The organism is Crocosphaera watsonii WH 8501, from assembly GCF_000167195.1.
Lineage (GTDB): Bacteria > Cyanobacteriota > Cyanobacteriia > Cyanobacteriales > Microcystaceae > Crocosphaera > Crocosphaera watsonii.
In genome coordinates this window covers 1-18,715 of the sequence record NZ_AADV02000005.1, presented here as the reverse complement: position 1 = coordinate 18,715, position 18,715 = coordinate 1, and the positions used below count along the sequence as shown (strand labels likewise).

Annotated in this window: 14 protein-coding genes and 4 pseudogenes; 8 read left to right on the top strand and 10 right to left on the bottom strand. The window is 35.0% G+C overall.

Translation table 11 applies throughout. The annotated features are described in order from the left end of the window. Nucleotides 1-111 precede the first annotated feature (111 nt). From CWATDRAFT_RS09800 to CWATDRAFT_RS09785, 4 genes and pseudogenes are all read left to right on the top strand, one after another. Nucleotides 112-459: pseudogene (locus CWATDRAFT_RS09800) on the top strand (DNA polymerase ligase N-terminal domain-containing protein); the annotation flags it as partial. A gap of 29 nt (nt 460-488) precedes the next feature. Continuing rightward, the gene (locus CWATDRAFT_RS09795) at nt 489-3,203 is read left to right on the top strand and encodes a CBS domain-containing protein (protein ID WP_007305019.1); all 2,715 of its coding nucleotides are present in this window, start codon (nt 489-491) and stop codon (nt 3,201-3,203) included. 76 nt (nt 3,204-3,279) lie between these two features. Next, nucleotides 3,280-4,029, top strand: a complete 750-nt coding sequence (locus tag CWATDRAFT_RS09790) for a dehydrogenase/reductase SDR family member 11 (protein ID WP_007305020.1) — start codon at nt 3,280-3,282, stop codon at nt 4,027-4,029. 98 nt (nt 4,030-4,127) lie between these two features. After that, nucleotides 4,128-4,757, top strand: a complete 630-nt coding sequence (locus CWATDRAFT_RS09785) for a gamma-glutamylcyclotransferase (protein WP_007305021.1) — start codon at nt 4,128-4,130, stop codon at nt 4,755-4,757. 40 nt (nt 4,758-4,797) lie between these two features. Here CWATDRAFT_RS09785 and CWATDRAFT_RS09780 read toward each other — a convergent pair whose 3' ends face one another. From CWATDRAFT_RS09780 to CWATDRAFT_RS09770, 3 genes are all read right to left on the bottom strand, one after another. Next, a complete protein-coding gene (locus CWATDRAFT_RS09780) occupies nt 4,798-5,067 on the bottom strand; it encodes a type II toxin-antitoxin system HicB family antitoxin (RefSeq protein ID WP_007304861.1) in 270 nt (89 codons plus the stop codon). A 92-nt stretch (nt 5,068-5,159) separates the two neighbouring features. Further along, a complete protein-coding gene (locus tag CWATDRAFT_RS09775) occupies nt 5,160-5,495 on the bottom strand; it encodes a XisI protein (RefSeq protein WP_007304860.1) in 336 nt (111 codons plus the stop codon). Further along, nucleotides 5,483-5,899, bottom strand: a complete 417-nt coding sequence (locus tag CWATDRAFT_RS09770; RefSeq protein WP_007304859.1) for a XisH family protein — start codon at nt 5,897-5,899, stop codon at nt 5,483-5,485. Before CWATDRAFT_RS09770 ends, CWATDRAFT_RS09775 begins: the two co-directional genes overlap by 13 nt. A gap of 298 nt (nt 5,900-6,197) precedes the next feature. Here CWATDRAFT_RS09770 and CWATDRAFT_RS33260 point away from each other — a divergent pair. Beyond that, a protein-coding gene (locus CWATDRAFT_RS33260; RefSeq protein ID WP_085961745.1) for an IS5-like element ISCwa2 family transposase occupies nt 6,198-7,725 on the top strand; the annotation gives its coding sequence in 2 pieces (ribosomal slippage) (nt 6,198-6,962 and nt 6,964-7,725; 1,527 coding nt in all). 27 nt (nt 7,726-7,752) lie between these two features. Here the strand turns inward: CWATDRAFT_RS33260 and CWATDRAFT_RS09755 are convergent. Next, nucleotides 7,753-8,709: a hypothetical protein gene (locus CWATDRAFT_RS09755; protein ID WP_007304858.1), complete on the bottom strand. Its 957-nt coding sequence runs from the start codon at nt 8,707-8,709 to the stop codon at nt 7,753-7,755. 724 nt (nt 8,710-9,433) lie between these two features. Between CWATDRAFT_RS09755 and CWATDRAFT_RS09750 the strand changes: the two genes are divergently transcribed. Continuing rightward, nucleotides 9,434-10,030, top strand: coding sequence for an IS1634 family transposase (locus CWATDRAFT_RS09750; protein ID WP_007305024.1), 597 nt, complete (start codon nt 9,434-9,436; stop codon nt 10,028-10,030). Here the strand turns inward: CWATDRAFT_RS09750 and CWATDRAFT_RS09745 are convergent. Then, nucleotides 9,983-10,660 (bottom strand): annotated as a pseudogene (locus CWATDRAFT_RS09745) (IS1634-like element ISCwa1 family transposase); the annotation flags it as partial. The gene CWATDRAFT_RS09750 and the pseudogene CWATDRAFT_RS09745 sit on opposite strands and share 48 nt — an antisense overlap. A gap of 139 nt (nt 10,661-10,799) precedes the next feature. Between CWATDRAFT_RS09745 and CWATDRAFT_RS09740 the strand changes: the two are divergent. Continuing rightward, a pseudogene (locus CWATDRAFT_RS09740) lies at nt 10,800-11,669 on the top strand (type IV pilus twitching motility protein PilT); the annotation flags it as partial. A 108-nt stretch (nt 11,670-11,777) separates the two neighbouring features. Here the strand turns inward: CWATDRAFT_RS09740 and CWATDRAFT_RS09735 are convergent. Together CWATDRAFT_RS09735 and ilvD are read right to left on the bottom strand one after the other, a co-directional pair. Then, a complete protein-coding gene (locus CWATDRAFT_RS09735) occupies nt 11,778-13,379 on the bottom strand; it encodes a YcjF family protein (protein WP_007304856.1) in 1,602 nt (533 codons plus the stop codon). 287 nt (nt 13,380-13,666) lie between these two features. Further along, a complete protein-coding gene (gene ilvD, locus CWATDRAFT_RS09730; RefSeq protein ID WP_007304855.1) occupies nt 13,667-15,352 on the bottom strand; it encodes a dihydroxy-acid dehydratase in 1,686 nt (561 codons plus the stop codon). A gap of 162 nt (nt 15,353-15,514) precedes the next feature. Between ilvD and CWATDRAFT_RS09725 the strand changes: the two genes are divergently transcribed. Beyond that, nucleotides 15,515-15,754, top strand: coding sequence for an LPP leucine zipper domain-containing protein (locus tag CWATDRAFT_RS09725; protein WP_007305026.1), 240 nt, complete (start codon nt 15,515-15,517; stop codon nt 15,752-15,754). A gap of 230 nt (nt 15,755-15,984) precedes the next feature. Here CWATDRAFT_RS09725 and CWATDRAFT_RS09720 read toward each other — a convergent pair whose 3' ends face one another. The 3 genes and pseudogenes from CWATDRAFT_RS09720 to CWATDRAFT_RS09710 form a co-directional block, all read right to left on the bottom strand. Beyond that, nucleotides 15,985-16,368: a hypothetical protein gene (locus CWATDRAFT_RS09720; protein WP_157134062.1), complete on the bottom strand. Its 384-nt coding sequence runs from the start codon at nt 16,366-16,368 to the stop codon at nt 15,985-15,987. 221 nt (nt 16,369-16,589) lie between these two features. Continuing rightward, the gene (locus CWATDRAFT_RS33255) at nt 16,590-17,615 is read right to left on the bottom strand and encodes an IS701 family transposase (protein WP_071892152.1); all 1,026 of its coding nucleotides are present in this window, start codon (nt 17,613-17,615) and stop codon (nt 16,590-16,592) included. Nucleotides 17,616-18,086: 471 nt separating this feature from the next. Then, nucleotides 18,087-18,665, bottom strand: a pseudogene (locus CWATDRAFT_RS09710) (IS1634 family transposase); the annotation flags it as partial. Nucleotides 18,666-18,715 lie beyond the last annotated feature (50 nt).

Here is an 18,715-nt window from a genome sequence, read left to right as displayed (position 1 = left end):
GAGCTTAAGCAATTATACTTAATTATTAACCCCAGGCTTGTAGTATTTAATGCTACTTTTTGAAGTGCGGAATCTGGGTTAAAACAATTTGTTTTTCATCATCATACAGGTTATGGCCAACCTCACTATGATTTAATGCTCGAACATGACAAAACTTTGGCTACATGGCAATTAACAATTTCCTTGCCTGAAATTCAAGATGAACAAGCAATTATAGTCCAAAAAATTCAAGATCATCGCTTGATTTATTTAAGTTATGAAGGGACTATTAGTAAAGGAAGAGGACAAATAAAAAGACTAGATTTCGGTAGTTATGAATCGCTTATTAAGGAAATGTCCCATTGGGAGTTTATTCTTTATGGACAACATTTAACCGCTTATTATAAACTGACAAAAATTGAGGGGGACAACAATTATTGGAGTCTCATAAAGTTTCAGCAGTCAAAAAGATACAATTAGATTAGGTATCGCCAATCAATGGGGAATCTATGGACTTAATTTTATGCCACCAGACGGTTGATTTTGACGCATTAGGGGCGGCCGTTGGTTTATCTTGTCTCAGAGTAGGAAGTCGCATCGTTTTAACCGGTGGGGCCCATCCAAAGGTTAAGGATTTTTTAGCTTTACATCGAGATGAAATTGCCCTCATTGAGTTAAGAAGTGTTAACCCGAAACGAATTCGTCACCTAATTGTGGTAGATAACCAACAACTTAGTCGTTTAGGAAAAGCAGCAGAATGGTTTGATTTACCACAGATAGAGAGTGTGGAATTATACGATCATCATCTTAACAGTAGCTCCGATATTCCTGCCACTTTTCAGCAAATAGAAGCAGTGGGAGCAAGTACCACTTTAATTGTGGAAAAAATGCAGGAAAATAATATTAATCCTAATCCCATTGAAGCGACTATTATGGGGTTAGGAATTCATGTTGACACTGGTTCTTTGACCTTTCCCCAATCCACTGCTAGGGACGCAAAAGCTTTGGCTTGGTTAATGGAGAAGGGGGCAAATGTTAAGATTATTGCTGAATATTGTGATCCAGGTTTGACTCCTAAATTACAAGAAATATTTACAGAAGCTTTAGATAAATTAGAGACAAATAATATTCGAGGATATCAAGTAGCTTGGGTACTTATTGAAACAGAAAATTTTGTTTCAGGATTATCTAATTTAACAGAAAGATTGATTGAATTAAGCGAAAGTGATGCTTTATTGTTTGCTCATATTTATCATAAACGACACAATAATAAGCCTTATCCTGAAAACCGTTTAGTTGTTATTGGCAGGACTCGTATTGAAGGAACTGATCTCAATCAATTATTCTCACTTTATGGAGGGGGTGGTCATAGTCAAGCAGCTTCTTTAATGTTAAGAAATGTCGATGCTGACGGTAAATTAAAGCAGTTAGTAGAAGAATTTATTACTCAAATTCCTCACCCTTTAAACGCCAGAGATTTAATGTCTTCTCCAGTGAGGACTATTCATCCAGAAACAACTATCGAACAAGCAGAAAGGGTGTTATTTCGTTATGGCCATTCAGGGTTATCGGTGGTGGATGAAAAAGATCATTTAGTGGGGATTATTTCCCGTCGAGATTTAGATTTAGCATTACATCATGGGTTTAGTCACGCACCAGTAAAAGGATATATGACCAAAAATATCAAAACTATTAATCCTGATACTTTATTACCTGATATTGAATCAATCATGGTAACTTATGATGTGGGAAGATTACCAGTTATTGATGATAATAGACTCTTAGGGATTGTTACACGCACTGACTTATTACGGCAAATTCATCAACAGAGAAAAGAAGTTAAAGACGAAAATGGGAAAAGAGTGGCAACGGTTTCCTGTTTATTACCTTCAATGCGTCACTCTTTGAAAAAATCGACTTGGAAACTATTAGAAATGATTGCTAAAGAAGCCGAAGATCAAGGCTGGCATTTATATATTGTAGGAGGGGCAGTTAGAGACCTATTACTAACTAATAATAATCAAAAAGTATCGCTTCAAGATATTGATTTAGTCGTAGATGGATTTCATCGCTCTGCTGATGTTGGTGCAGGGGTTGAATTAGCTTCAACCATACAGAAAAAATATCCTAACTGTCGATTATCAGTACATGGAGAGTTTCAGACAGCAGCTTTATTATGGCATAAAGATCCAGAATTTGGGTCACTATGGATTGATATTGCTACCTCAAGAACTGAATTTTATCCTTACCCTGCAGCCAATCCCGAAGTAGAATCAAGTTCTATTCGTCAAGACTTATATAGAAGGGACTTTACTATTAATGCTTTAGCGGTGAGATTAACCCCACCAAGGGAAGGAGAATTATTAGATTTCTTTGGAGGTTTATTAGATTTAAAAGGGAAAGAAGTTCGGGTACTTCATGCCAATAGTTTTATTGAAGATCCTACCAGAATTTATCGTGCTGTGCGGTTTGCTGTCAGATTAAACTTTGACATTGAACCCCAGACAGAAACCTATATCCGTTATGCTATTGAAAGCGGTATCTACGATAAATTAAAACTTAAAAATCATGTAACTCCTGCTTTAACAACACGCTTAAAAGCAGAATCAAAGTATATTTTAGAAGCAAATTATTGGAAACCAGCATTACAATTACTGTCAGATTTAGATTCTTTAAAATGTTTGCATAATCAAGTCATATTAGATGATAAGATATGGTGGCAAATTCGCTGTGCTTCTCGTTGGTTAAGATATCTTGATCCTGATAATAATATTGGTCATTGGTTGATTCGTCTAGAAATCTTAATTTCTAAAATTAATCCCCAAGAAAGAAAACAACTTGCACTTAATTTACACCTACCTAAAGATAGTCTAGAAAGAATAGACAAAGATAACATAATTTATTCAGAAATACAAGAATTGTTATTAAAATGTAATAAAATAAGCGATAAATATAAACAGTTATATCGCAATAAATTAGCCGATTTAATTTTAGTTGCAGTTAATTCTAAGAAAGAAGTTAGACGCATTATTTGGCAATATTTAACCCAATGGTCAAAAATTCAAGCACCCTTAAATGGTAATGATTTAAAGCGTATGGGGTATAAACCAGGACCACAGTATAAACTTGTCTTAGATCGGTTACTCGCTTTAACTTTAGATGGAGAAATTAAGACTCAGCAAGAAGCAGCAATAATAGTTAAACAAATGTTCGACAATGGATAATGGATAATGGATAATTTTGAATGTAGTATCAGCACTTCAGTTTATTCTTAATCTGAAATAGTGTATAATTGGGATTATGGTAGAAGAATTATCGAAAAAAGTTGCTTTAATTACTGGTGCATCGAGTGGGATAGGAGAAGCGATCGCCCATCGTTTAGCAGCAGAAAACTATCGTTTAGTTATTTGCGCCCGTCGTCAAGAAAGATTAGATCAATTAACAAAAACATTACAAGAAAAAAATAGTGAGATATTAGCCATAAAAGTTGATTTACGTCAAGAATCAGAAATATTAAACCTTTTTAACACCATTCGGAAGCAATGGGGTGGTGTTGATATATTAATTAATAATGCAGGGTTAGGTCACAAAGAACCCTTAATGACAGGGAAAACAGAAGCTTGGCGAGAAATGTTAGAAGTGAATGTTTTGGCTTTATGTATTTGTACCCGTGAAGCAATTAAAGATATGAGCGATCGCAACGAAGGCCATATTATTCATATTAGTTCAATGTCAGGTCATCGTGTTCCTTTATCTAGTGGGGTTTATGCTGCTAGTAAATATGCAGTGAGTGCGTTAACAGAAGGGTTACGACAAGAGTTAAGAGAAGCCAAGAAAAACATTAAAATCTCTTCTATTAGTCCAGGTTTTGTGGAAACAGAATTTGCTGAAAAATATAACAATAACAAAGAAAAAGCACAAGAACTTTATAGTCGTTTTCCCGTCTTACAACCCAAAGATATTGCTAACGCAGTTTACTATGTTTTATCCCAACCAGACTATGTACAAATTCATGATATTTTATTGCGTCCCACTCAACAAAAAAGTTAAGCGTTAAGCGTTAAGCAGAAAAGTATCCTTTGTATCTGAAAATTTTTCAATTATTGAGATAAAATTAAGGATGAAAGGCAAACCATTGATTATTAGCTATGAGTCCAACCCCTAACACCTCTGCGTTTATAGAAACCAAGATAGCAACTAACCATCCCACCCATCATCATCCACAGGGAAGTCATTGGCAACCTCAAGGGACTTTAGAACCCTCATTTTACTATTTTGCCTATGGTTCTTGTATGTGTCCAGTAGACTTAAAACGGACTTTTGGGGAAAATACCCATCAGTATGTGGTAGGAAGAGGGATATTAGAAGGATATCGGTTGGGTTTTTATCGTCGTTCCCTACGACGTAACTGTGGAGTCTTAGACGTAGTTGAAAACTCCAATGCTAAGGTGGAAGGGGTACTGTATCAACTACCTTGGCGGTTTAGCGATCGCCTAGATGAAAGGGAAGAAGTCCCCCGTAATGGTTATCGTCGACACACTGTCACTGTTGAGAGTCAAGGAAAAATTTATACTAATGTGAGAACCTATGTGGTTATAGATAAATTACCCCAAGAATTAGCCCCCAATGATTGGTATTTGAATGTAGTATTACGGGGTGCAATTACCTGTGGACTTTCTGAAGAATATTGTTGGAATTTGTTTAACCATATGTATAAATTACAACTGCAACAAAAGTCTTTAATTGCTATGGATAAATCTGCTTTAAAAAGGGCTTGATGGTAATTTTTTAAACAGCAAAACTCAATAATAATGAACTTTACAAAATATCTAAAATAGCTTGTTTACTTACCTGCTTATGAAGAGAAATAGCCCTTAACATACTATTAAGTGTTCCCACTTTAACGAGATGTAACTTAATATTAGGAACAGTAGGCTGGTCAAAATAGTAACCTTTCACAGCTTCTTTAACATTAGTTTTTAGTTCTTCCCAATTATCCCCTTGAGTAAAGATTTCTTCAGTCAAACATTCTGCAAAAAAGCCAGCATCTTCTTCTTGGGAAACTTCAAAAACAATTGTTTGATTCATGTTACTTAACCATATGTAGGTATAGTTCGATTTAAGTATATCACAACATCAGTCCTCTAGCAGATATGATGGATAGGAATAAATAATGATAGTTAAGAAACAGCAAACTCAGTAAAATGACGAACTTCTAGGGGATGAAATGCTAAAACAATTTCATTTTTTGGAATACCTGCTCTGACTAAATCATTGGCAATACCATCCTCTAATCCATCTCTATGAATCCAAATTTTATCATTAATGATTTCTAGATGAACTAAACAACCATGAATCTTGACATCATTTTCCCAGCCCATGGTCATTAATAAATAATCCTTTTTATCATCACTAATAACTAATTTATGCTTAAGATTTTGACAAGAATACGGCAAGGCTGCGTATTCTTTGAGAATAGGGGCAATAATGTTATAAAAGTGATTTAACTTATCCATTGCAAGATGCTCTCTTTTCTGGGTTCAAATACTAATAATTTAATAATTTTCCTGTTTAATAAAATTTTACCGATAGGTTCCTCAAAAATTTCTTGATAAGCAGATTCTTTGATTGCTAAGTATAAAACTCTCTCATCTTGTTTTGCTAATAAAACTTCATAATAAAGAATATATTGACCTAAAGCATTCTCTAAATCATTAACTTGTGAATTACCGAGAAAACTTTTGATTTCTACAGCAATTTTTTGTTGATCTTTCTCAGCAGCAATTAATTTTTCTGCTCCTAAATCGATAAATAAGTCTTTTTTTCCAATGGATAAAATTAAGGGATCATCTGTAATTTTCCATCCATCTTTGATTAAAGCATTTTTGACAGCATCATGATAAATATCTTTGGCTGGCATGAGTGAAAACTATTAATTACAGCTACTCTATATATTAGCAAATCACAAAATTCATAATAAATATTGTAGGGGTCAACGGCCGTTGACCCCTACAGTATAAACATCTTTTTCTTCTTTTTATACAAAAAGTAACGAATACTTGACAAAATATGAGGGGGGGGTAGGATAAAGACGTTTATCTTTTATGAAAGGTTAATTAGGGTTACACCCATATTCGCGATCGCAAAAAAGATCAGCTTTGTCGGCTACAAACCGCTATAATTGGTAGAAACACCTCCCAGTTGTTGGTCAAGAACAAATGTATCGAAAAGAGGAGCAACCTTTACCGCCCCCAGAAAAATTTGAATTACCTTTCGAGGGCAAATTGTCCCCCAATAATCGTTGGGTAATCATGGCAGAGTTGATACCTTGGGATGATTTTGAGGAAGAATATGCTAAACTTTTTTCAGCAGAAAAAGGTGCGCCAGCCAAACTATTTAGAATGGCATTAGGGACATTAATTATTAAGGAAAAATTAGGAACAAGTGATAGAGAAACTATAGAACAGATTAGAGAAAATCCCTATCTACAATACTTTATAGGTTTAAATTGTTATCAACAAGAGCCACCACTGGAATCTTCAATGCTAGTTCATTTTAGGAAAAGAATTGATGGAGAATTGATAAACAAAATCAATAAAAAAATAGTAAAAAGAGAAATAGACAAGAGTGATAAAGAAGTAAAAAAAAAGGATTGTCTCCAAGAAAAAGGAGAAAAAATAAAAAATAAAGGTAAACTAATTTTAGATGCGACTTGTGCGCCAGCAGACATCAAATACCCAACGGATTTAGGCATATTAAATCAAGCCAGAATTGAGACAGAAAGAATAATAGATAATCTTTATAAACCATTAAGAGTGAAATTGAGAAAAAAGCCGAGAACTTCTAAAAAAATTGCTAGAAAGGAATACTTAAAAGTAGCTAAAAAACGAAAAGTATCTTATCAAGAAAGAAGAAAAGCTATCGGGAAACAGTTAAAATACCTTAAGAAAAATTTAGGAAATATAGAAGACTTAATTCAAGCTGGGGGCTTCCCTGGAAAATCTGAGTAAAAGACAGAAAAATTGTCTAGAGACTATCAAAAAAGTTTATGAACAACAACAGTCAATGTGGGAGAATAAGACCCAGAGTGTTCCTCAAAGAATTGTAAGTTTAACTCAACGGCATATTCGTCCAATAGTGAGGGGAAAAGCAGGAAAACCAATAGAGTTTGGAGCTAAACTCTCAGTAAGCTGTGTAGATAACTATGTGTTTCTAGACAAAATAAGTTGGGAAAACTTCAATGAATCTTGTCATTTAAAAGAACAAGTAGAAAAGTATAAAAAAACGTTTGGCTATTATCCCGAATCCGTCCATGTAGATAAAATTTATCGAACTAGGGAAAACAGAAATTGGTGTAAGGAAAGAGGGATAAGAATCAGTGGTCCGAAGTTAGGAAGACCTCCGAAAAATGTCAGTGAAGAAGAAAAGAAACAAGCCCACTCCGATGAATGCTTCCGTAATGCTATTGAGGGAAAGTTTGGACAAGCTAAACGAAGATTTAGCCTAAATCTCGTGATGACAAAACTCCCTGAAACCTCCATTACATCTATTGCTATTACATTTTTAGTTGTCAATCTTTCTAAACTTCTGAGACAGTTTTTGTCGCTTTTTTTGTCCTTATTTACTAATAATAGAACAGGGGAACTCATCGAACCGCCTTTCATTAATTTTGATTATACTTTAAACAATTTTTATGTACTAAAACTTATTGATTTGTCAGAAAATTCTTGGTCAAAAGTGGCATAAATTTTGGAGAAACTTTTTCAGCAAACCCTAAGTAAAGGTGGCATCGTCTTCTTGTACAAAGTCATCTAACACCGGAAGTCTAATACTGGCGGTGTTTTCGGTGATAGTAAAGCTGAAACTACTGAGGAAAGCGTCTCCTGCAGCTTCGGGGTCGGAATTATTTTCTGCCGGATCTCCATCTTCCAAGGAAAAGGGATCTAAAATACCTCCTACAATATTGTCAGAGTTAACAAAGTCCTCATCAAAGCGATAGAAGATGTTTCCTGTCTCTTGGTCAATACCAGCTTGGACTACGTCAAACTGCTCCATGATGCGGGCTGCATCCCCTTCCAGGTTGACGGTAACCCCTTCATCAGGGATTTCTCCTTCAAAGCTGAAGTCCATCACTAGGAATGTTCCTTCGGCTTCATTGACCACTTGTGGGGTGGTGCTAAAACTTACAACTGGCAGTGGTGGTAAATCTGCTACGTTATCAGCAAATAAAACTCTGCTACTGGCAGATTCCGGGTCAACTGTATAATCCCCAATGGGAAACCCATCTGCTTCCACAGTATTTAAGTCGCTACCTTGATCACCGGTAACGGGATCGGTTTGTGTTGTTCTATCGGTTTCTTCTCTGGTTGTGAGGGTAAATGTGGTTAGGTCTAACCCATTTAAGTCGGCTATATCGAGGGCTGGAAGCGTCAGGGAAGCGGATTTTGCTCCGGCCTCAACTGTGACTACGAAACCGCTACCAGTAAAGTTCTCAAAGGACTCTTGATTAACTGTTAAATTGGATAAGAAATCGGGGTTATCGTTCAGTGCCGATAGGTCAAGACGACCAAGAATTCCTGGAGTATCGCTATCAACATAAATTTTTAAACCACCAACACGAGCGGGTTCATCAAGCTCGAAATTAAAGGTTAATAGGGTTCCGAGATTTTCAACTACCGCACCAGGATAGATATCTAGGTTGGTGAAAGTAGAAAGTGCGACTTGGGGCATTTTTTTCTTTTGGGATTATTGTTATTTTGTTTAGTAAGTATGGCCTAAAAATTTTCTTTTTTAGACAAGGCTCGAATCATTGGACACAGGCAAACTCCTGTTATTATAGACTGATTGTCAAAGTTGTTCCTTGAGCAATCTGTTAAAAATTTCCCATGGTTTACCATCATTCAAATCCTAAAACATTTATCATAGCTAAGCTTCCCTTGCTAGGGACTTAGCCTTCATAATTCTCTAATAATATACAACTTTACTCTATGATCTAATTGATTTCAATTCTTTAATAACAAACTCCTCAATAATTTTTTTCATGAAAAATATACCATAGACACACATGGTTTGGCTAGGCTCTTTAAGGTTCTATTAAGACTACCTTATAGAAGTGCAAAATTTGCACGAGTCTAAATGCCATTAGTTGCGCTGGTTGTTTGATTAATTGATGGGCTTGTATTCGAGATAAGACTTCAATCAGAGTAGCTACACCGCTATATAAAACTTACTCAAACTTACTCTCTACTAATATGAGTAAGTTTAGACAAGATTGAGTATGTTTTTGGGAGCAGCATCGACCCCTCTCTCATATAACCCAGATTCCGCACTTCAAAAAGTAGCATTAAATACTACAAGCCTGGGGTTAATAATTAAGTATAATTGCTTAAGCTCTTGAAGACAAAAAAGTGGGATAATTGCTTAAGTTGTTTCCTCTGTAAAAAAAGAGCGAAAAATGTCTTATTTAGAAGAAATACAAGTTAAAAATTTAGACCATTTAGGGATAGTAGCTGGTTTAATTGATGAAATAGGAATAGTCAAAATAATTAATAATAAATTAGGAATAGATGTTAGAGAAAAAATCTCAGCAGGTACAGTAGTTAAGTCTATTTTAATCAATGGACTAGGATTTGTTTCAAGACCTCTATATTTATTCAGTCAGTTTTTTCAAGATAAAGCCATTGAGAAATTGTTAGGAGAAAGAATTAAACCTGATTACCTTAATGATGATAAAATTGGGAGAGTAATGGATGAATTATATAAATATGGACTAAATGATATTTTTATTGAAGTAGTTTTAGAAGTAATTAAAAAAATTAAAATAGACCTTAAATACTCCCATTTAGATTCCACATCATTTCATTTAGATGGAGAATATAAAAGGGAAGAAGATAAAGAGAAACAGGAAGAAGAAAAAATTATTAAAGAAAGACCAATTTTTATTAAGAAAGGATATTCTCGGGATCATAGACCAGACTTAAAACAATGTGTCTTGGATTTAATAACAAACCATGATACTATCAAACTTTATTTGCTTTTTGAATTCTACTAAAACTTTTCCAAATACAGCTTTATCAGATTCATTTCCATCTCCTACTCTCACAAATAATGGAATATCTCCATCTTGGCTTGTTATTAAATCCAAGACACATTGTTTTAAGTCTGGTCTATGATCCCGAGAATATCCTTTCTTAATAAAAATTGGTCTTTCTTTAATAATTTTTTCTTCTTCCTGTTTCTCTTTATCTTCTTCCCTTTTATATTCTCCATCTAAATGAAATGATGTGGAATCTAAATGGGAGTATTTAAGGTCTATTTCAAATTTTTTAATTACTTCTAAAACTACTTCAATAAAAATATCATTTAGTCCATATTTATATAATTCATCCATTACTCTCCCAATTTTATCATCATTAAGGTAATCAGGTTTAATTCTTTCTCCTAACAATTTCTCAATGGCTTTATCTTGAAAAAACTGACTGAATAAATATAGAGGTCTTGAAACAAATCCTAGTCCATTGATTAAAATAGACTTAACTACTGTACCTGCTGAGATTTTTTCTCTAACATCTATTCCTAATTTATTATTAATTATTTTGACTATTCCTATTTCATCAATTAAACCAGCTACTATCCCTAAATGGTCTAAATTTTTAACTTGTATTTCTTCTAAATAAGACATTTTTCGCTCTTTTTTTACAGAGGAAACAACTTAAGCAATTATCCCACTTTTTTGTCTTCAAGAGCTTAAGCAATTATACTTAATTATTAAACCCAGGTTTGTAGTATTTAATGCTACTTTTTGAAGTGCGGAATCTGGGTTTAAAAAGGAATTAGAATTTGATGGGGCAACCTAGTACGATTTTGCCAGGGTTCGGATCAATATCTTTGACACTTTACGGGGAAACGCCATGGTTTTGCGTCTCATTCCCCTAAAAATCTTGACCATGGAACAATTACGCCTACCGATGGTGTTTAAGGATATTTCTGATTCCCATAAAGGTTTAATCTTAGTAACAGGTCCTACTGGTTCGGGTAAGTCTACCACTATGGCTGCTATGGTGGACTATATCAACAAAGAACACCCCAAACATATCATTACCATCGAAGATCCGGTGGAATTTGTTCACCAAAGCCGTCGTTCCCTGATTAAAAAACGGGAAGTAGGGATGCACACCCACAAATTTGACAACGCCCTCAAAGCGGCTTTACGGGAAGATCCTGACATCATTCTGGTGGGGGAAATGCGGGACAAAGAAACCGTGAATACCGCTCTCAAAGCAGCCCAAACCGGTCACTTAGTAATGGGAACTCTCCACACCAACAGTGCGGTCAAGACTATAGAAAGGATTTTGAGCTTATATACTGCTGAAGAACGAGAAGCTATGCGGGTAGCTATGGCAGAATCGTTAGTAGCGGTTATTTCTCAGGGGTTATGTCGAACAACCGATGGAAAACGGGCTGCTTACCACGATATTTTGGTCAACACAGAAACGGTGAAAGACTATATCATTCGCGGTCAAAACGACGAAATCCACGAATTAATGAAGGATGGTGAATTTGATGGTATGATTACCACCAACCAAGCCCTCTTTAATCTCTATCAAGAGGGACGTATTACCGAAGAAACTGCCCTAGAATTATCCCCAACTCCTAATGAGATTGCCATGATGTTAAGGGGTCGAATCTAGAAAAAAGTAGCTGCTAACACAACTTACCCATTAGGCTTAAAGCCTGATGGGAAGATAAATTGATCAGGCAAATTATAACTCAAACAAAAACTCAAGAACCACTATAAGTTACCAATCATCCTCTTGTTCTTCTAACACAGCTTTTTGTTGTATTGGAGGTTGTTTAACGGGTTCAATATCTTCTCTATCTTCTTCCCAACTGTCTGATAAAGGTTGCACTACTTTGCTAATAGCATCTTGAACAAAAGCTTTGAGAAATTCATCTTTGCGACTCAGTTGAAACTGTCTTTGTACAACTTCTGTGATCCCTCCATCCCCCCAGTCTTGATCCTGACGGAAATATTCTACAAAACTTTTACCAGCAATACGGGTTAAATAAGCTGCTGTTACCCCTTGAATTACTTTACCTACTAAATAGGTTGCTATGTTTAATTGTAGGACTCTTCCTAACAGATCAACCGCACCTTTGACTACCCCCAAACTAACTAAAGTTTTCCCTAAAGATAAAGCTAACTCTTTACCGCGATCGCTATTAATTTCGCAACCATAAACTTGTCCTATTTCCATTACCATTTGCGCATTAACTGCGGCGGTTGCTAACATATCAACTACGGGTAAAGGTGTAACAGCAATCACTCCGGCACTAATCCACTGATAACGATCAATTACCTGCTCACTTTGTCGTTTTCTCTGACGATCAATCAGTTTTCTTGCTTCTTCTCCTAACCGTTGAGATTGTAATAAAATATTATCCGCAATTAAGTCCTCTCCTTCCGCTCTCAGTATAGCTGCAAGTCGTTTTATTAGGGGCGTAATATTAGGCAAAGGTTGGACTTTTTTACCATTTTGTGAAGTAATACTTTGGGGTTTAGCTGATAAGGAAATGACATCTTTTTCAGCAATAATTGATTTAACTCTTTCTTTCAATTGCTCTAAAATTTGGTTTTCTTCTTCTTCTGTATAGAGATCAATTTTATTAAAAATAAGCAGCGATCGCTTACCTAAATTTACTAATATTTCTAGGGGATTATATTCAGATTGTCTTAAATCATTATCGACAACAAATAATAATAAATCTGCTTCCGTTGCCAACTGTCTCGCTAAGGTTTCCCTTTCACTGCCTTCTATTCCTGCCTCCAGAATACCGGGGGTATCTGTGATTAAAATCTCTCTGGATATTCCCTTTAATTTTAAAGAATAAGTCTCCCCTATTTTTGTGGTTCCCATAGTTGCTTCTACATCTCCAACAATATCCCCAAATAAAGCATTAACTAAAGATGTTTTTCCGGCGGAACCTGTTCCAAAAATGACGACTTTTAATTCACCTCTATTTAGATTATCGGTAATTTCTTGGGAACGATTTAATAAAGCTTTTTGAGCAACTTTATCTTGTATTGTTTCCAGTTGGCGACGAATTGCCTGTAAATTTTCTTGTGCTGCTTCCGTTTTTTGTTCGGGTAATTTTAGCTGAGGACGACGTTTTTTATAACGACGAGAACCCTCAGAAGAAAAGATATTAAAGTAATAAATAAAGCCATAAATTAACAATCCTAATAATCCCATAATCATAAAAACGAGAAAATTAGCTAATAAAGGTGCTGTAAAAGAAATTTGTATATAAAGTCGGTAAATAGAGGTAATTAACCAAATAACCAAACCAAGAATTATACTTAAACCGATAATTAATATAATTAAGCGATGAGTAGGCATATTGGGAGACGGGGAGACTGGGTGACTGGGTGACTGGGAGATGGGGTGACTGGGAGATGTTTTGTTTTCTAATTTGTCAATATATTTGTAAAATATATGTTATTTAAAGAGCATTTATTACCAATTATATTTGATGCTAAGCTGTTGTGCATTTAAACCGCTCATTGTTGAAATGGATAAAAAAACTATAATCTCCTACCCCTTTTGCCTTTTGCCTTTTGCCTTTTGCCTTCTAAAAAGCATTTTAAATGCTTTTTAGCTTAGGGTGGGCAATGCCCACCTATATTTTAAAACAAATTCAAGTCAGTAACTCCTCCTAAACTACTAGAAGAAACTAACTTCGCATATTTGGCTAATACCCCTCTTTTATAACGAGGTTCGGGGGCTTTCCAGTTAGCGCGACGTTGGGCTAATTCTTCCTCAGAAACGTTCACTTGTAACAACTTTTCTTTGGCATCAATGGTAATACTATCCCCCTCTTTTACTAACCCAATAGTTCCCCCAACATAAGCTTCTGGGGCAACGTGGCCCACAACTAAACCGTAGGTTCCTCCTGAAAAACGTCCATCGGTAATTAAGCCTACAGAATCACCTAAACCTGCGCCAATAATAGCAGAGGTTGGTGCTAACATTTCTCGCATTCCTGGGCCTCCTTTGGGACCTTCATAACGCACAATAATCACATCACCTGCGTTAATTTTTCCTGCTAAAATAGCCTCTAAACATTCCTCTTCTGACTCAAATACTCGTGCGGGGCCTGTCATTGTTGGGTTCTTGACACCGCTAATTTTAGCAACGGAACCCTCGGAGGCTAAATTACCTTTTAAAATGGCTAGATGTCCCTCTTTGTAAACAGGGTTATCCCAAGGACGAATAACATCTTGATTAGCAGGAGGTTGCTCTGGTATATCAGCTAAAATTTCGGCGATAGTTTGGCCAGAAATAGTTAAGGCATCCCCATGTAATAACCCATGAGTTAATAACATTTTCATCACTTGAGGAATGCCACCAGCTTGATGTAAATTAACGGTAACATAGCGTCCCGATGGTTTCAAATCACATAGTACCGGAACCCGTTGACGAATGGTTTCAAAATCGTCTAAAGTTAACTCAACACCCATGGTATTAGCAATAGCTAAAAGGTGTAATACAGCATTAGTTGAACCACCTACAGCCATGATTACAGAAATGGCGTTTTCAAAGGCTTTTCGGGTTAAGATTTGACTAGGTAAAATTTGGTTACGAATGGCATTAACTAGGGCAAAAGCTGACTTTTCGGTACTGTCTGCTTTTTCTGCATCTTCGGCCGCCATAGTAGAGGAATAAGGTAAACTCATCCCCATCACTTCAAAAGCAGAAGACATGGTATTTGCGGTGAACATTCCCCCACAGGAACCAGCACCGGGACAAGCGTTGCGCTCGATGGCTAATAGTGTGTTATCATCTATCTTACCTGCACTATGTTGGCCAACTGCTTCAAAAGCACTGACCACCGTTAAATCTTCCCCGTTGTAGCGGCCGGGTTTAATGGTTCCCCCATAGACGAAGATTCCAGGTATATTCATTCTGGCCATAGCGATCATAGCCCCTGGCATATTTTTATCACATCCACCGATCGCAATCACTCCATCCATACTTTGACCGTTACAAGCGGTTTCGATAGAGTCGGCAATGACATCCCGTGACACCAGGGAGTATTTCATGCCTTCTGTACCCATAGAGATACCATCACTGATAGTAATAGTACCGAATATTTGGGGCATACCACCGGCCGTTTTAATTCCTGCTTCAGCGCGCTTGGTTAAGTCGTTAATCCCCATATTACAGGGGGTGATGGTACTGAAGCCATTAGCTACCCCAACGATGGGTTTAGTAAAGTCATCATCTCCGAAGCCCACAGCACGCAGCATTGCACGGTTTGGGGTACGTTGAGGACCGTGGGTTATGAGGCGACTTCTTATATTCTCTGACATTATAGCGTTCTCCTTATGGCTCTGGCAATATTTCTATTGTCCTTTGTTCTGTTGCTTAAGAAAATAAAAAGATAACAAAACTTTTACCTTTCATGTTTTCAGGAATCAAAAAAAAGTCATCTATAATAATCATAGAATGATAGAAAAATAAACATAAAAACAATGGCAATAACCCAAAATCATGAACCAACCTTAACCGATGTTATTGAAAAACTGGATAAATTAACTTCTAATGTTGAAAACCTAACATCGGAGGTTGAGAATATTAAATCAGATGTTAAACACTTAACGTCGGATGTTGAGCGCATCTCATCAGAAATGAAGCGATTTGATGAACTTTTTTCTGACTATAGACAAGCAACACAATGGGTTGTTCAACTTGCATTTACGTGCGATACCTAGTGAAAATATTACCGTGATTATTACATCAGTATTGATATAATTGTTAGTTAAGTACAATGTAACAGTTCCCATTTTTACACAAAAGAAAATAAAGTAATATTTTGTAGGGTGGGCAAAGTTTTAAGAAATGTGATAAGTCCAAAAACTTAGATCGTTTGCCCACCTTCTTGAATTAATAACTAATTGAACAAGAATACCTTTAATTATAAATAAATCTAGATAAAAATAGATTAATAATTAAACTGAAAACGTCCTAAATAATTATAATTTCCATACTTTTCTTGAGCAGCAAAGAAATTAACTATATATTCCCCTTGTTTTGGTAATTTGCATTTTATACTTGTAATTATTCCCTGATTGATTTGACAGTTATTATCTTCAGTATTATTGTTACTTCCAATTAAATTAAATTTAGCCAATAAATAATTATTATTGGGATTATTAATTTCTATTGTTGCCACGGAATTAACATTATTTTTGAATTGTTTAGGAGAGATAAGAGACAAACCTTTAGCAAAAAATTCTGGTTGAATCATTGGATTATTTAAAGATTCTTCTTTTGGTAAAGGATTAGATAATAATTGCCAATCTTTATTATTAGGAAAATGACTCATAATCATTACTTCAGGAGGAGTAAATAAATAATTAGTATTATAAGAAGGATAAAAACCTGATTCATTAACATAACCACTATCCCAAGTCGGATCAATTAAGTACCTAGGAGTTACGCATTGACAAATTAACTTAAATATGAGTAGCTTTAAAGAGAGACAACGATCGCTAATTATTAGAGTCATTAAAATTGACGTAATAATAACAATAACTAATCTATAAATTAGGCTGATAATTTCAAATTTATTTGCTCTAAAATAAAATTCCGATTAACTTCAATAGACAATTCTCTTTGGAGTTGATACCAATTATCAATTAACTCATTAGCTCTCATTAATTCAAGTTTAATAAAAGCCCGTAAAGAACTAAAGAAATGGGTCAATATAGCTTCTGATTTTCTGACTATAAATTTATTGATACCACATAATTGTTTGAGCGCACGATGGTAACATTCAATAATCCAATGAGTTGTTTTCAACAAAGTAAATAGAGTTTTATCTGTTTCTCTTAAGTCTTTATTCTCTTTGTCAAATAAAATATAAAAACGAAGCATCCCGTTTTTGAAATGTTTCTTAAATACTTTAACTTCGCCAAACTCTTTTAAGTAAACAATTGTCCCATTTTCCTCTATTTCTAAGCTTTCAACGGATTGATATTGTCCTTTAACGATTGATACTTGTCGATTTTTAGCTATTCCTATCATGAAACCTAATTCTTGTTTTTTCAAAAATTTAAGGTTCTCTTTAGATGAATACCAACTATCACCAGTTACATAAATTGGCCTCAGTCCCCAAGCTAAAACTTCCGATAGCATCATCCGAAAATAATCATTTTTAGACAGATTATCTTCTTTATCATAAAGTCGATAATTTAGAGGGACTGAAATTCCATTAGGGTCAGTATATAATAAAGTAACTAAATTAATTCCTTTGATAGTTTTATGTTTATTTCCTGACCAGAAATAACCAATAAATTTACTTAATTTAGGATTACTATAAAGTTTTTCAATGACTGTATCATCAATACTTAAGGTTCCCCCACTCAGTTCAATGTGCTGTTTAAATTCATTGAATAAATCAACAGGTTTATAGCTTTCTCTTAATAAAAAACGGTTAACACTATCATGAGATAAATCCTCAAATATCTCGGATAAACGATTACAACCCGAATATTTGGATTCAGCAATTAAATAGTAAGTATAGAGTTCTAAATGACATTTAGCCGTTGATTTCTTCGTTATAGTTCGGATATCTACCTCCAGTTCTTATAATCCTCTCTATTTTATCAGTTTTTTGCTTTTTGTTAACAGCGATCGCTTTCTCTGTTTGGACTATGCACATTGTAAACCATCTGTCAATGCGTAACTCCTAAAGAGGCCTATGGATTCGTGTTTGGAAGTTTTGCCCCAATCCCCAAAGGTTTATTGCCAACGATTACTTAGGGTTTGCTGAATAAAAGCAAAACCCTATTCTTTAAAACCCAGATTCCGCACTTCAAAATGTAGTATAAAAAAATACATAGTTTTGAAAAGTCCGAAAATCATACCTGGGCAAGAATATTTCTCTTTTCATTAAATTTTTAGGAAAAATAATCAAATTAAGAAGATTTATACTCATTGAAAACTTAGCAAGACTCAGCACAAACGAAGGAGAGTTTCCTCTTCTCATTTGATATCATTAGACTCTTATTCTTTTATTATTTTTGCTTTATCTAATTCAATTTATAGATAATATCTTTGACAAGATGCAGGTAATAAACTCAATATAAAACGCCTTTCTTCTGTTAAATTGACAATTTGTTTAACTCCGTTTAAAATCACATAATGAATACCTTGAAAACATTGAAATATCCACCTCAAAGTCGGACGCAATGTTACTTTCCCTACTTGATTATTTATTCCTTTTTTGACTCTTTTTAAACAATTTCTTAATTCTCTTTGCCCCAAGTTATAAATCAACAAACACAAAGACATTAAAAATAACATTGTTTCTATTCTTTCTGGTTTTTCAACGAAGAAACTATCAGTAAAAAATAAGGGATCTTTCAAAAATCGAAATCCTCTTTCCGTAGATTGCTGGTTTTTATAAGTTATCAGAATTTCACTAGCTTCTAATTTATTTTCCTCTACTAAGTTAGTTGCTAAAATAAATTTTCCTGCTTCTTTAGTCTTTCTACTTATCTCTTCATCTTTTTTGATGATCAGACTAATCATTTTATAAATCTTTTCCTTTTTTTTCGAGTAAGTTTCAATCAGTTCAACTTCTTTTCTTTCCAACAATCTCAATTTTTTATTAATAGCTCCTCATGACATGGGTCACTTGAGTATGTGCTGATCCCGGCGGGCTGCCC

Coding starts and splice junctions, on each gene's coding strand:
- CWATDRAFT_RS09795 (WP_007305019.1), top strand. CDS start 489: ATGGACTTAATTTTATGCCACCAGACGGTTGATTTTGACGCATTAGGG.
- CWATDRAFT_RS09790 (WP_007305020.1), top strand. CDS start 3,280: ATGGTAGAAGAATTATCGAAAAAAGTTGCTTTAATTACTGGTGCATCG.
- CWATDRAFT_RS09785 (WP_007305021.1), top strand. CDS start 4,128: ATGAGTCCAACCCCTAACACCTCTGCGTTTATAGAAACCAAGATAGCA.
- CWATDRAFT_RS09780 (WP_007304861.1), bottom strand. CDS start 5,067: ATGAATCAAACAATTGTTTTTGAAGTTTCCCAAGAAGAAGATGCTGGC.
- CWATDRAFT_RS09775 (WP_007304860.1), bottom strand. CDS start 5,495: ATGGATAAGTTAAATCACTTTTATAACATTATTGCCCCTATTCTCAAA.
- CWATDRAFT_RS09770 (WP_007304859.1), bottom strand. CDS start 5,899: ATGCCAGCCAAAGATATTTATCATGATGCTGTCAAAAATGCTTTAATC.
- CWATDRAFT_RS09755 (WP_007304858.1), bottom strand. CDS start 8,709: ATGCCCCAAGTCGCACTTTCTACTTTCACCAACCTAGATATCTATCCT.
- CWATDRAFT_RS09750 (WP_007305024.1), top strand. CDS start 9,434: ATGTCTTATTTAGAAGAAATACAAGTTAAAAATTTAGACCATTTAGGG.
- CWATDRAFT_RS09735 (WP_007304856.1), bottom strand. CDS start 13,379: ATGCCTACTCATCGCTTAATTATATTAATTATCGGTTTAAGTATAATT.
- ilvD (WP_007304855.1), bottom strand. CDS start 15,352: ATGTCAGAGAATATAAGAAGTCGCCTCATAACCCACGGTCCTCAACGT.
- CWATDRAFT_RS09725 (WP_007305026.1), top strand. CDS start 15,515: ATGGCAATAACCCAAAATCATGAACCAACCTTAACCGATGTTATTGAA.
- CWATDRAFT_RS09720 (WP_157134062.1), bottom strand. CDS start 16,368: ATGAGTCATTTTCCTAATAATAAAGATTGGCAATTATTATCTAATCCT.